Source organism: Qipengyuania oceanensis (assembly GCF_009827535.1).
Classification (GTDB): Bacteria; Pseudomonadota; Alphaproteobacteria; order Sphingomonadales; family Sphingomonadaceae; genus Qipengyuania_C; species Qipengyuania_C oceanensis.
In genome coordinates, this window is record NZ_WTYN01000004.1 from 1 (window position 1) to 14,057 (window position 14,057).

General features: G+C 60.3%; 12 protein-coding genes. 9 read left to right on the top strand and 3 right to left on the bottom strand.

The features are described 5' to 3' along the window. The first annotated feature begins 861 nt into the window (after positions 1-861). Together GRI48_RS12610 and GRI48_RS12615 are read left to right on the top strand one after the other, a co-directional pair. Positions 862-1,314 (top strand): phage terminase small subunit P27 family, encoded by a 453-nt coding sequence (locus GRI48_RS12610; RefSeq protein WP_160676885.1) that lies wholly within the window; start codon positions 862-864, stop codon positions 1,312-1,314. A gap of 264 nt (positions 1,315-1,578) precedes the next feature. Next, positions 1,579-2,370, top strand: coding sequence for an alpha/beta fold hydrolase (locus tag GRI48_RS12615; RefSeq protein WP_160676888.1), 792 nt, complete (start codon positions 1,579-1,581; stop codon positions 2,368-2,370). 189 nt (positions 2,371-2,559) lie between these two features. On the opposite strand, the gene GRI48_RS12620 is transcribed toward GRI48_RS12615, so the two are convergent. From GRI48_RS12620 to GRI48_RS12630, 3 genes are all read right to left on the bottom strand, one after another. Next, a complete protein-coding gene (locus GRI48_RS12620) occupies positions 2,560-3,435 on the bottom strand; it encodes a CPBP family glutamic-type intramembrane protease (RefSeq protein WP_160676891.1) in 876 nt (291 codons plus the stop codon). Positions 3,436-3,532: 97 nt separating this feature from the next. Continuing rightward, positions 3,533-4,348, bottom strand: a complete 816-nt coding sequence (locus tag GRI48_RS12625; RefSeq protein ID WP_160676894.1) for an AraC family transcriptional regulator — start codon at positions 4,346-4,348, stop codon at positions 3,533-3,535. A 242-nt stretch (positions 4,349-4,590) separates the two neighbouring features. Then, positions 4,591-4,938, bottom strand: coding sequence for a VOC family protein (locus GRI48_RS12630; protein WP_160676897.1), 348 nt, complete (start codon positions 4,936-4,938; stop codon positions 4,591-4,593). Between the two features lie 348 nt (positions 4,939-5,286). Between GRI48_RS12630 and GRI48_RS12635 the strand changes: the two genes are divergently transcribed. From GRI48_RS12635 to GRI48_RS12665, 7 genes are all read left to right on the top strand, one after another. Then, positions 5,287-5,883 carry a TetR/AcrR family transcriptional regulator gene (locus GRI48_RS12635; RefSeq protein WP_160676900.1) on the top strand — a complete coding sequence of 199 codons (597 nt, stop codon included), beginning with the start codon at positions 5,287-5,289 and terminating at the stop codon, positions 5,881-5,883. 5 nt (positions 5,884-5,888) lie between these two features. Next, positions 5,889-6,317: a PaaI family thioesterase gene (locus tag GRI48_RS12640; protein ID WP_337190831.1), complete on the top strand. Its 429-nt coding sequence runs from the start codon at positions 5,889-5,891 to the stop codon at positions 6,315-6,317. Then, the gene (locus tag GRI48_RS12645) at positions 6,314-7,717 is read left to right on the top strand and encodes an MATE family efflux transporter (RefSeq protein WP_202389358.1); all 1,404 of its coding nucleotides are present in this window, start codon (positions 6,314-6,316) and stop codon (positions 7,715-7,717) included. The genes GRI48_RS12640 and GRI48_RS12645 overlap by 4 nt, the downstream gene beginning before the upstream one ends. 596 nt (positions 7,718-8,313) lie before the next feature. Then, complete coding sequence (locus GRI48_RS12650; RefSeq protein WP_160676906.1) at positions 8,314-8,457, top strand: hypothetical protein; 144 nt, start codon at positions 8,314-8,316, stop codon at positions 8,455-8,457. A 457-nt stretch (positions 8,458-8,914) separates the two neighbouring features. After that, positions 8,915-11,332, top strand: coding sequence for a TonB-dependent receptor (locus tag GRI48_RS12655; protein ID WP_237451957.1), 2,418 nt, complete (start codon positions 8,915-8,917; stop codon positions 11,330-11,332). A gap of 2 nt (positions 11,333-11,334) precedes the next feature. Continuing rightward, positions 11,335-12,612: an aromatic ring-hydroxylating oxygenase subunit alpha gene (locus GRI48_RS12660; protein WP_160676912.1), complete on the top strand. Its 1,278-nt coding sequence runs from the start codon at positions 11,335-11,337 to the stop codon at positions 12,610-12,612. Then, positions 12,609-14,030: a tetratricopeptide repeat protein gene (locus GRI48_RS12665; RefSeq protein WP_160676916.1), complete on the top strand. Its 1,422-nt coding sequence runs from the start codon at positions 12,609-12,611 to the stop codon at positions 14,028-14,030. Before GRI48_RS12660 ends, GRI48_RS12665 begins: the two co-directional genes overlap by 4 nt. Positions 14,031-14,057 lie beyond the last annotated feature (27 nt).

Here is a 14,057-nt window from a genome sequence, read left to right on the forward strand (position 1 = left end):
TCAGGCCGCCCAGCAGGGCGACAACAACCGCCGGAACTCTAACTTAACCGGTGGACCACCCTAATGGGGCAGGTCAGGGATCGGACCCAACTATCACAAGTTCGGCGGTAGTGTTCGCTATCATATGGACGAGATCAAGCGCTTCGAAGAAGCGTGGTCCACCTGCCTCAAAGACATCTGACGAGTTCGCTTCCGCAGCTCCGCTGCGGTCGGCGCATTCGTTTGGTTTGAAACGTTTGGGGATGCGCCCAAAACATTTCCGCTACCAAATGGGGTGAGATCATAGCGGAAGCCCGAGTCCGAAAGGCAGAGCGGGGATCTCCGGATCGGCACATAGTTTCGAGAAGCAGCTGCTAAGCAGGTGGGCCAGTGCCGGCACCACTTGCGCCCGAATGCGACGGCTGGCTCCGAGGAGCATCTCACACGCATCTGGGGAGGGCCAACCCGGCCACTTGGCGGGGGTTGGTCGTCCTATGCCCTCCGCTCCGACTTCACCAAGGATCATTGAGGGATGTTCAGGGAGGAGGTCCAGGGAATGCCTGCGACGCGGGAGTAATCCAAATAGCGGAGCGGCGCAGGCATTCCCGTTGGCCAAACGATTAAGAAAGAGGAGCGAGCGCGCATGCGTCAGCATGCGCGCTCGCTCGATAGCTGGAGAGGGGGAGGGGGGGGATTCAAAACCCTGGCACCTTTTGAGCGGACACCGGCGTGGGGCAAAAATTTGTCTAAGGACGATATTTTCAATTTCGCATCGGTACCGCCGACCACTTTGGTGTCCGTTTCTACAACGCCCAACGTTTTCAAACTTTCTCCCGTGCTTACCGCAGCAGTCGAGCGATTCAGCTCTTGGAGGAAAGATAAATGGGACGTCGTAAAAAGCCCACCAATCTGAAACTGATCGAGAACTCTCGCGATCGAAGGCATCTGATGTTGATCAAGGGCGAACCACTTCCATCAACACCAATTGGCAGCGCACCCGCTCATTTCTCATTAGAGGAGCGAGCGACATGGGACGATGTCGTCGAAAACGCCCCCCGCGGGATGCTGAAGGCATTGGATCGATACGTTCTGGAGGCATTCGTTGAAGCCTGGGAAACGCGCAGACAAGCTCAGGAGAAACTGCGGAGGTCGCCGATGGTCATCCGCACGCCGTCCGGCAGTGCGGTGCCGTCGCCCTACGTGCGCATCGTGAACCAGCAGACGGTGATTATAAAAAGCTTGATCGCTGAGTTAGGCTTCTCTCCCGCTGCTCGAACCAGCATCGCGATTGAAGAAGAACCTGACGAAGATCCGACCGATCGCTTTTTCCGGTAATAGGTCCCGCGAGCGGCAGCCTGGCGCGTATTTTGCGCACGTCCAGGGCCATGAACGTTTGAGAGACGGATGACCCTTTAGTTGCCGCCTGCTACCACCGAGTTTCGTTTGGCATTATTTGGGCTCAATGCGCGCTGCTTTGGCTTTTTTACTGGCGGGCAGTCGTCGGAAAGTGGGCCGATAGCGGAAGGTCTGCTGTTGGCTTTACCTCCGGCGATATCGACTTCCACGGGCCCATAAGTTGGTGCGAGACGTTACCATTACATGACCATGTACTACACGCGCGCAGGGCGCGGAAAACCCCTCCTCCTTGTCCATGGACTGGGGGCAACTGGCGGCTCGTGGGACACGATCTCGCCTTCGCTTTCTCGAGTCAGGGAGGTAATCGCCGTGGACTTGCCTGGCCACGGGCAGACATCCGAAGAGGCCGACAGCGGTACGTTCAACGGGCTGGCGCGCAGTCTGGACGACTGGCTCCGCACCGAAAATCTCGTCGGGATCGATATGGTGGGCAGTTCGCTGGGTGCTCGCCTGGTGCTCGAGATGGCGCGGCGCGGCCAAGCGGGGGCGGTTGTCGCACTCGACCCGGGCGGCTTCTGGCAGGGGTGGGAGCGCACCTTCTTCAAATCCACCATAACGCCATCGATTGCTTTAGTTCGCGCTCTGCGACCGGCGCTTTCTGCCATCACCGGAAATGTCGCAGGCCGGACCGCGCTCATGGCCCAGCTCTCTGCAAGGCCGTGGGCGCTCGACCCGGCCTTCGTTGCGCGTGAACTGAAGTCATTGGCTGCTACGCGCACCGTCAATTCGCTTGTGAAAGATCTCGCCAACGGCGCAATGCAGGAGGGCCCTGCGAACACGGCTGCGCCCGTTGTCATCGGCTGGGGGCGCAAGGACCGGCTGTGTCTACCGCAGCAGGCGGATCGCGCGATGAAAGCCTTCCCTGAAGCGACATTGCATTGGTTCGAGCGTAGCGGACACTTCCCGATGTGGGATCAGCCGGAGGAGACCGTTCGCGTGATCCTGGATGCAACGAGCATCTCGAAATCGACGTAATGCTGCTGCACATGAGCGGTTAGCAAGACGAGGGCTATGCAGGAGCTGCCCCTATCGTAGGGTCCTTTGTTGGGCCGGTTTCGCACCGCCCGCTTCCACGCGTGAGGCGTGACGATGGGCTCAGCTGCCGTTTGGTCGGTTAGTTGCGTTAGTCGGTACCGCTGACAAAGCCGTCATTCACTGGAGGCTTCATGTGGATTGCCGTGTTGTCGTGTCGTTGCCTCCGGGTGGTGTACCCTGCGCAGCGGCCATGGAGTCTCTAGACCATAACAACAGGAGCAGCGTGGCTGCAGCCAGAAGGCCGATCGTCAGCACACTGCTCTCCGGCCCAGCGGGTCCGCCGGTAAGGACGTCCGGGCCGGAAGGCGTCAGTTGCACAAGCAAGGCCGGCAACTGCAGATCGAGCCCGGTTATCGGCACGGCGAAGCCGACGCCAGTGAACCAGTTCCAGCCCGCATGCCAGCCCATCACGCCCCAGATGCTGCCAGCACGCCAGGCCCAGGCGCAGGCAAACATCCCGAAGGTGAACGTCATGACAATTTCGCGGACCGGCTGGTGCGGTGAAAAGTGAAGAAATGTGAAAGCAATCGAACTGGCGATGAACCCGGCTGTCAGGTTCCAGCGGCGCGTGGCCGCCGATAGCAGCCAGCCGCGAAAGATGAACTCCTCCGCGCCTGACTGGAAGGCGAAGCAGGGCAGCAGGATCGCAATCCAGAACAGCGATGCTGGCGAGGAAAGGGCGGGAAGGATATCTCCGCCGACATAGCCACCGGCGAGCCAGACCGAGCCGACCGCCAGGGCGATCATGCCGACTCCTATCGCCAATCCGGTCAGATACTTGCGCAGCCTTTGCCCGCCGGTGAGGCCCAAGGTAGCAAGGCTGCGGCGCTCGACAAACCGCGACCAGGCCCAGACGGCAGCGCCCATCGCCGCGAATGGCAACAGCAGGAACACGCAAAGCTCGAATGCGGACACTGGCTTTCCCTCGGCATCGACCACGCCGATCCATTCAAGACCAATATCGATCGGGACACTGGAGAAGGCGACAAGCAGGATGCAGACCACTGGCGAAATCCAGGCCCAGGGCAGCCAGCCGCGATGCGGTTCGGGCGAAAAGATTGTATGTTTCATTCCGGCTGTTTAGCCCGGGGGCTGGTCAGGCTTATAGAATGATTGTGCGCGGCTGCCCGGGCCGGTGCCAGGCCAATGGCGTGGTCCCGAAAGTGCGCCTGAAGACCCGGCCGAAGTGGCTCTGATCCGCGAAACCGGCCTCGTGGGCAGCTGCGGCCATGCCAAGCCCGCTGCGCAGAAGCTGTCCAGCTAGCTCAAGTCTGCGGCATTGCAGATAGCGATAGGGACTGGTCCCAAGCAGCGCACGGAAGTCGCGCGAAAGTTGCCAGCGGTCATAGCCGGCGAGTTCTTCGAGCTGATCGAGGTTCGTCTCGGGGCCCGGAACGCCGTCGAGGAATTCCTGCACCCGCATCACGGCTTCGCGATTGACACTCCGCCTGGCCGGCGGGCCGTCTTCGCACCGCTGCATCGCAGACACGAACTGGTGGAGTGCGTCCTGATAGCCGAACAGCTCATTCCCGGCAGAACACATCGCGATCAGGCGAAGCACCGAGCCGACCAGATCGGCGTCGGTTGAAACCCCTTCGGCCAGAAATGGAAGCGCCGCGCCCCCGATCACGGTCTGGACATGGGCAGGCGGCAGATAGGCCGCCCGATAGGAAAAGCCCGTCTGGTTGCAGCAGTACCCATCGTGCACTTCGTCAGGATGCAGGATCACCACTTGCCCGGGCAGCGACTGCCAACGCTTACCGCGGTAATTGAACGACTGGACGCCAGACGTGGTCACCGCGATTGTATAGGTATCGTGGCGGTGCGGCGAAAACGCACCCACGCGAAGCTGCGCGTCAATCAGCTCAACTCTGGAACCATGCAGGCCGACATCTTGATTTTCCGATTTGGACTGCATCCAAGCGATATTGCCCCGGAACCGGGGGTTCGCAAGTGCCTTGACCTTCCGCCAGTTTCGAATTGATGTCCGCTTTCAGGCAATCGGTTGCAGATCGCCAATTGGGGTGCAAAGCGGACCGTCTGGAACTGGGCCGTAAGTTGTTAGTCAGCTTCGGGTGATTGAGCTTCGGAAGGGGCCATTCCGCGAACGACCCAATGCGGACGCTGCCGGACAATTTGACCGCTTCTCAACACGGTCATTCAGCTATCAACGACGTTGACGAGATTTCCTGCCGGATCGCGAAAGAAGAAACGTCTCAGCCCCCACTCTTCTTTCACTGGACCGTAAACGATCTCAGCACCCGCAGCTCGGATCGCTTCTTCGCATCCTTCGAGATCGTCCACTCCAATTGAGATTACCGGCACGTCGGTTCCATTGCCGCCCTGGGAAGCCGCGTGCATCTCCACTTTCTGTTGGGAGTCGCCTTCCAGAAATGTGATCCAGCCCATGTCCAATGCCAAATGAAGGCCGAAGACCCGACGGTAGAAGTCAGCAATTCGGGCTGGATTTTCTGCTCGAAGGTTTGCGACGATCCGCGTGACAGCCATGAGGTTTTCTCCGATCGAAGAACATTGATCTGGCAAATTCAAATTACGGTCAACTTCCGGTTCTCCTCCAAGAACCAGACTGTCCGCTTTCCACCTACTTCTCGCCGTTCCAAAGTTCTTCGGATTTTATTGAAAGCGGTCGTCGAGAAAGCTTCATGTGCTTGTTATGCAATTTGGCCGCTGGCCGTCCGCGTATATGCCGATGCTCGGTATGAGCAGCCCTTTTGCAGGGGTTAAACACAAAGCCTTTTTGGTATCTGACTGTGAGACTTCACAGATCACTTCGAACACTTGCTTGCAGCTACAAACCGATTATATGATGCCTATCATATAAAAAAGGGCCGTTTGATGCGCTACCCGAAGGATCAGAAGGCTGACACCAAGCGACATATCCTCGAGGTGGCTGCGCGAAGCTTCCGGGCGAAGGGGCCCGACCATGTTTCGGTCGGCGAAGTCATGTCCGAAGCCGGACTGACCCACGGCGGGTTTTACGCGCACTTCAAATCGAAGGATGCTCTGGTAGCTGAATCTGTAGCCGCTATGTTCAGCGACGCCCGAAGCCGGACCTCACCACTCGACGACGCATTGGCCGGAGCGGGAAGCGACGTGCGCGACGCACTTCTGCGGTACTGCCGATCGTACCTCTCCTCCGCCCATCGTGATCGACCAGAGCGTGGTTGCCCGCTGCCATCGCTGTCGGCGGATGTCGCGCGAAAGGGCGGCGCGGCAGCAGACGCACTAACGCGGGGACTTGGCGCCATGTCGGATCGCATGGCCCGCGTTCTCGACCGGCTTGGAGAAGACGATGCAATCAACAAGGCGACAGCGATAGTGGCGCAAATGGTCGGCGCAATCACCCTGGCACGGACGCTTGGCCAAACACCTGAGTCCGACACACTTCTGAACGCCTGCTACGATGACTTGGCGCGGAGATACGGAGCGTGAGTGCTGTGACTGAACTCACCGGGCTCGAAAAAGTCAGGGTCTTGCTCGCTACGGGCGGACGCCCCCCGATCGGGGAACGGCTGGAATTTTCGCTCGTCGAAGTCGAATTGGGCAGTGCAGTGTTCGAAAGCGTGCCGGGTCGTTTCGCTTACAACCCTATGGGCATAGTGCATGGCGGATATGCGGCAACACTGCTCGATTCGGCATGCGGCATCGCGACCGCCAGCATGCTGGATCCGGGAGAAAGTTTCACGACGCTAGAGCTCAAGGTCGCCTATCACCGCTCGATGAACGAACTGACAGGGATGGTCAGAGCCCAAGGGAACGTCGTCACGTTGGGAAGGCGTATCGCCTATTGCGAGGCGAAGCTGACGGACACGAGCGGACGGTTGCTCGCGTCGGCGACATCTACCCTGCTGAGGATCCCAGCATGACGCAGCTCGAAACAATCGAGATTCCGGCCGAGGGACCGGAACTGGCGATCGAGGCAGAAAGCCCGGCCGAGCGGCGCGCCCGGATGATGGTGGAGGGCCCGATCCTGGCGACGCTCGCCAAGTTGAGCGTGCCCAACCTGATATCGTTGTGCTCGGCAACGGTCGTATCGATCGCAGAGACGACATATGTTGGGCGTCTCGGGCTCGCCTCGCTGGGCGGCATCGCCCTTGCCTTTCCGATCTTCATGCTCATGCAGATGCTATCGGCGGGCGCACTTGGCGGCACCGTTTCCGGTGCGGTCAGCCGCGCTTTCGGCGCCCACGACAAGGCGCGGGCGGAATCGGTGGCGATCAGTGCGCTTGCCATCGGTCTTGCCTTCGGGCTCGCGTTCGCCACCCTGATCCTGCTGCTTGGGTCGCCGATGTTCCGCCTGATGGGAGGCCAAGGCGACATCCTGCACGAAGCGGTCGCGTTCTCGAGCATGGCTGCCTTGGCGGTCATTCCGATCTGGGCCACCAACATGCTGGCTTCGGCGGCGCGAGGATCGGGAAATATGGTCGTGCCCGCTTATACCTTGCTCTTGGCCGGATTGGTTCAGGTCGGCGTGGGCGGAGCGCTCGGGTTGGGCCTGGGGCCATTCCCCCGTTTTGGCATCATGGGTGTTGCCCTGGGCCAGGTCGTCGCATTCACCGGATCGGCGCTCTTTCTCGCCGCCTACCTGAGATCGGCCCGCTCGCGCCTGCGGATGACGTTCGACTTCCGCAAGGTATCGATCGCGCAGATCGGGGCGATCATGCGTATCGGCGGGATCGCCATGTTGTCGCCTTTGCTCTCGGTTGCCGCGGTGCTGACGTTGACGACGATTGTCGCTCGGTATGGCGATGCGGCGCTTGCGGGGTATGGCGTCGCTGTCCGGCTCGAATTCCTGCTCATACCCATAGCGTTCTCGGTTGGGGTTGCCTGTGTTCCGCTCGTCGGAACAGCAATCGGACGCGGAGACGTTACAAGGGCACGTGCAGTTGCTTGGACCGCAGGTTCACTCGCAGCGGGCGTGCTCGCAATCGTCGGCGGGCTTTTGTCGCTGTATCCAGGTCTATGGGTAGCTATTTTTACAAGCGACCCTGCGATCACGTTCGCTGCAGAGACGTACTTTCGTATCGCCGGTTTCGGCTTCCCGTTCTTCGGGCTTGGGCTGTGCTTATATTTCGCGGCCCAAGGCGCGGGGAGAGTTGGGGGACCGATCTTCGCACAGGGCCTGCGCCTCTTTCTCGTCCTGGTCGGGGGCGCATACCTGGCAATTTTCGAGACACCACTCTGGTCGGTGTTCGCCATCTCTACCGCCGCGATGATCACGATGGGAATCGGCACGGCTGTCTTCGTCAAACGGGCAAGGTGGTGAATCGTCGACTGATTTTCGATCAATGCAGTTTCTCGATTGACTGAGATTGGGCCGAGAGCAGAACTACGGCTTCCGACGCCAAGCACGTGTAAGCTGCCTTTAGCGAGGAGCGCCGAGGCCTTAGCGAAATTTCGCTATCGGGGGATCGACTGGGCCACACTCGATTTCAAACCAGTCATCGTCATAGCGGCCTGCGCTCACAACCTTCATCGAGGTCGGCAGATGTCCCTGATCCAGCATGAGTTGGAATGAGTTGGTCTTTTTGGCAGGCGCGCTTTCTCTACGCGCCTTCCAGTGGCGCATCTTGTTCATCCGTTCGACCGGCATATCTCCCGAGAGCAGCTCCGTTAGCTCGCGGGCCCTTATGGTTATCTTCGATATCGGAACACCATTTCCTCCAGAAGTTCAGCCACCACCTCAGTGTAAACCGAGCTTGTAAATCGGATCTCGAGCTCGCTGAGCCCCGTTTACCGGTGCGCAGACCGGCGGTTGGAGCTCAGCGATGATGGCTCGAAAAATTTTTCCGGATTATCGACGGTACCTAGAGTAGGTTGAGTTCGAAAGATGGCACGACCGACGCGGCTGGGAGACTTCGTGTGGCCGAACTTCCGCTGCTCCTTATCGACGGTGATCGCGAGAATGGTATCTGCGAAGATGGACAATTTGGTCATTTGAGCGCCAAATTCGCGCTGGGACGTGCACCGCCATGGTCGAGCGAACAGGACACGCGTTCAAAATAATCGGTAAGTCTCCACCCGAGCGATACCCGTCCAGAACTTCACGGTGGCTTCAAAAAAAGACGGGGCGGGTAGATCCCGCCCCGAGTGGTCGAGGATGACCTCTCTCGATGGTATTTAGCCGATGCGTGGAAATAAATCCGATTCGACAGCATAATCAGGGTGGTTACTGTTTGGGACCATTGTAATTTCCTGAATCGCCGAAACTGCCGGAATACTGATCTTGCTATTCATTTTGGTCAGGTAATCGTTGGTCGGAAACTGGCATCGATTATTGATTCCGCCGACTAACAAAAATGAGGCGTCTCATATCTTTTAGATAGTCGGCGCAAATCGCCGATGCCGATTAAGCTTGTCCGAACGCGTGGCGCGCAAGCCATCGCAATTCGGGAGAGGAATTGAAATGGGAAAATGTGGATCGAGGGCTTACTATCTGCTCGCCACAACTGCTGTTCTGGCAATGGTCGGAACGCCGGCCCTTGCGCAGGACGCAAGCGCTGACGACTCGCAGGTCGACCGGCAGGAGGCTGCCCCGGCAGACCGGGCGGGTGGTCTGGAAGAGATCATCGTCACGGCGCGCCGTCGCGCCGAGACAGTCCAGTCGATTCCTGTATCCGTTCAGGCCATTAGCGCGGAACAGATCCAACAGCGCGACCTGACCAGCTTGGAAAAGATCGCCGCAGCGACCCCGCAGTTTTCCATCGGCCGCTCCTCCAATGGCGCCGGTGCGCAACTCACCTTGCGGGGCATCGGTTCATCGGCAACTTCCATCGGGATCGAGCAATCGGTCGCCGTGGTCGTCGACGGAGTGTATTACGGACAGGGCCGGACCATTAACGAAGGCTTTTTCGACCTGGCGCGTGTCGAGATCCTGAAGGGCCCCCAATCGCTTTTCTATGGCAAGAATGCCACCGCCGGCGTGATCTCACTCACCACCGCCGATCCCGGCTCATTGCCCGAATACATGGCCCGCGTGGGCTACGAATTCGGTGCAGAGAATCTTTACGGCGAGGCCGTCGTCTCCCAACCGCTGACCGACAATCTCGGCGTCCGCGTTGCGGTGCGTGCATCGAAGATGTTCGGCGGCTACTATAAGAACGAGCAGGTACCGATCGATTACGGGACCCTCGATATCGCCACCGGCGACTTCAATCCGCATGTCGCGGCGGCGGCGGCTGAAGACCAACCGCAGGAGCGCAACCTGATCGGCCGCGTGACCTTCAAGTACGAGCCGGATTCTCGTCTCACTGCAACGCTCAAGGCTAGTGGCACGATCAACAAGACCGACGGTAACGGCTGGAACTATGTCGCGATCCGCTGTCCCAGCGGGTCGACTACGATCGCCCCCAGCTATCCGTGTGACGGCGGGTTCGTCCTCCACCAGAACGACATGCCCACCGATATTGCGGCCGTGTACCCCTATGCAAAACCCAATGGCGGCCTCTTCAACGACTACAAATCGTGGCAGGTTACCGGCAATCTCGAGTACGGGCTCGATAATGTCACGCTCACGTCGGTGACGAACTACAACAGGAACACCAACGAGTTCCTGTGCGACTGCGATTTCCTGAGCGGCGCAGTCTGGGCAACGGAGAACGCGGGCTACCGCGCCTTCAGCCAGGAATTGCGAGCGCTCACGAGCTTTGACGGACCGGTCAACTTGCTGGTCGGTGCGCTCTATCAGGATACGCGGCGCGACTTTTTCCAAGCGGTCATGTTCGCCAATATCGAGGATTCCTCGGCCGCGCCCGAAGATCGGTATGTCGCCTACAACAAGTTGTCACAAACGGATGGCCGCACATGGTCCGCTTACGGCCAGGCGATCTGGGAAATCACTCCGACGCTCGAGGCGACTGCGGGCGTTCGGTACATTCACGAAACCAAGGACAGCTTCTTTACCCAACCTTACGTCAACGCGGCTCTGACGGGGATTTTCAGGCCCGAAGGCGCCGGGCCCAACGGCACGCTCTACGGCGATCAGACCTTCAACGATTGGTCGCCCGACATTACGCTGAGCTGGACGCCGAATGCCGACATCCTCGTCTACGGCGCGTATAAGGCGGCCTACAAATCGGGCGGCTACTCGAACAGCGCGATCAATTCCTCGCTTGCACCAAATCCCAATGCCGATCTGCAATTCCAGCCGGAGAAGGGCAAGGGCTTCGAGGTTGGGATCAAATCCACAATCCTCGACAACCAATTGCGCGCGAATCTGACGCTTTACGACTACAAGTACACTGATCTGCAGATCGATTACTTCAACGCGCAGATCTTTGCCTACGTGACGTACAATGCGGGCCGCGCGCGAACGCGTGGGGCCGAACTCGAGCTCGAGTTTGCGCCACGTGCTGCTCCCGGGCTGACACTGTCGGGGACGCTCAACTACAACAAGGCCCGCTATTCGGACTTCATCGCGCCTTGCTATTCCGGCCAGTCGATCGCGCAGGGCTGTACGTCGATCGACGCCGATGGCGTCCCCCGCCAGGATCTCAACGGCGTCCCGACGGCGAATGCGCCCAAATGGACTGGCACGGCCGGCGTCTCCTACGAAAGCGATATCGGGACGAATTTCCTCGTCGGCGGCAATCTCAACATGCGCTACAGCAGCTCGTATCTCGGCTCCAGCTTCGGCGACTATTATACGGAGCAGAATGCCTACGCCGTGATCGACGCGGGGCTTTACTTCGGCCCTGCCGACGAAAGTTGGCAGCTTGCGCTGATCGGCAAGAACCTGACCGACAAGTTCTATTTCATCGGCGGCGGAACGGCACCGCTCACCGGCTCGGGTACCGGCACGGCTGCCGCGGTTCCAGGCGATAACATCGGCTATGGTTCGGTGCCGCGGACCGTGGCGGTCCAGGCAACGGTGCGCTTCTGACGATGGACGCAATCGAGCACCAGCGTCGGAATCCGGGAGAGGATCGATGCCCCGGGCCAAGCACCCGGGACATCATCCTTGCTGACGGGTGCGAGGTCCCGGACGCGCTGGTGGCCGAAAGCTACGAATTTCTCGGCGATGGCGAGATTGCCTACGATCGCTACACCTCGACTGACGCGATGCAGCAGGAGATGGAGCGGCTCTGGCCAAAGGTATGGCAATGGGCCTGCCGGATCGAGCACGTCCAGGAACCGGGCGACTTCATCACCTATGATATCGGTCGATATTCGGTGATCGTCACCCGGACCGAGGATGGCCGGATCAAGGCCTACCGCAATGCCTGTCTCCATCGCGGGACGCAGCTGAAACCGCCGGCGTCGTCCGGCGCGGCAGACGATCTGCGCTGCCCGTTCCATGGTTGGACCTGGAACCTTGACGGGTCGTTGAAAAACATTCCTTGCCGGTGGGATTTCCCGCATGTGAAGGACGAAGAATACAGCTTGCCAGAAGTGCGTGTCGACACGTGGGGCGGGTTCGTCTTCGTCAATCTCGATCCCGATTGCGCACCGCTGATCGATCACCTGGGCCCCTTGGCGGAGCATTTTTCCGACCGCTGGGACCTAACCGATCGCCGCATTCGCCTACACATCCAGAAAGAGCTGCCGACCAACTGGAAAGCCGCGCAGGAGGCGTTTCTCGAAGCCTACCACGTCTACGAAACTCATTCCCAGGCTCTGGCGACTGCGGGCGATGCCAACGCCCAGTATGACGTATTCTGCGATACGGTGACGCGCTTCGTCCACACGATCGGAACTCAGAGCCCGCACTACGAAGGCGAGCAGACCGAGCAGGATATCCTCGATAAGATGCGGCTGCCGGAACAGGCTAGCGTGCCGGAAGGCAAGTCGGCTCGCTCGGTGGCCGCCGACATCCTGCGCCGCCAGATTGGTGCGGCCAGCGGCGTCGATCTTGCACGATATTCGGACAGCGAGATGCTCGATTCAATCGAGTATCATCTATTCCCCAACATGTGCCTGTTTCCGGGCGTTTCGCTGCCGATGATCTATCGCTTCCGTCCTGTCGGCGAAGACCCCGGGCGTACCGTTTTCGACCTCCTGTTTCTCGACATGGTCCCCGACGGTACGCCAATGGATTATCCGCCCGACCCAGTCGTGCTCGGCGTAGATGCCTCCTATGCCGATGCGCCGGGCATGGATCCGGGCCTGGGCGCGGTCTACGACCAAGACACTGGCAACCTCGCGCTGCCGTCGCGAAAATGAAGGGAACCTACCTGCCGATCACGATCGACGGCACGGAGCCGCCGCTCGGTTTCAGGCAAGTGCAGGTTCTCCCGCTGGCCGGGTGGGACGGCGTCCAGCAAGCGAGCGAGTTCAAGGCCCTCGTGCGGGCGATCCGGGCGCGGCTCGGCCACAGCTCGGTCCCCAAGCGTGTCGCGCCTTCGCCCGACCAGCCGCAAACGGTATCCGCAAGGGCAATTGCCGATCATCTCGACCGACCGTCGATCGCGGTCCTTCCGTTCCGGCATCCGCCGAACGACGAAGACCAGGCCTATTTCGCTGAGGGCATGGCGGACGACATCATCGCCGGCCTGTCGCGATCGCGCCTGCTGCGCGTCACCTCGCGCCAGTCATCGCTGTCCTACGATGCCGAGTCGGCGAGCACGGCGCAGGCCTGTAGCGACCTGTCGGTCCGTTATCTCGTGCGCGGACAGATCCGGCGCATGGGAGACAAGGTGCGGGTCCGCATCGATCTCATCGACGGCGATACCGACGAAATCGTCTGGACCGGCCACCAGGACCGGCCGGTCGACGAGGTATTCGAACTGCAGGACGAGATCACGCAAGGGATCGTCTGCACGATCGAGCCGGCCTTGCTCGGGCGCGAACAGGAACTGGCTGCGCGCCATCCGCAGGACGTCAAGCACTGGGACCTGTTCATCAGGGGGCGCCACCACTACTGGCGGTCGACCTACGAGGATTTCCGCAAGGCCGACGAACTGCTGCTGGCGGCGCTGGAACAGGATCCCGATCACGCCCCGACACTGGTGCTGCTGGCTCTGTCGAAACTCGGCAACATCTGGGGCGGCAAGACCAAGAACTTCGACAAGACCATCGGCGAGGCATTCGATTATGCCTCCCGGGCAGTCGCCGCCGATCCGCGCGATTCGGCCTCGCACCAGGCGCTGGGTGTCGTCCTTACGCTGACCGGGCAATTCGAACAGGCCACCGCGGAGCAGCGCCGTGCGCTCGATCTCAATCCCAGCAACGCGCCTGCGCTGGGCGAGCTGGGTCGACTGCTCGCCTTTCGCGGCGATCCGGAGGAGGCCATCGTGCTTTCCTCCGAGGCATTGCGGCGCAGCCCGACCGATCCGCACGACTGGCTGTGGCTGCGCGCCATGTCGACGGCGGCGCTGCGGGCAGGCCGCCCGGTCGAGGCGCTGCGGCACGCGCATGACGCGCTATCCCGTCGGCCGGACTTCTTCTTCCTGCATTTCCAGGTGGCCGTGTGCAGTCAGCTGCTCGGCGAGACCGAGGCGGCGCGATTGGCCTGCGAGCGGGGCGTGGCGCTCAACGAGAACTATTCGCTCAAGGCGCTTCGTCTCGGATATCCCTACGCCAACGAAGAAGATCTGGACACATTCGTGAACGCGCTGCGCGCATCGGGCTGGCAGGGGTAGCGCTTACAACAACAAGAGGGGGGGATA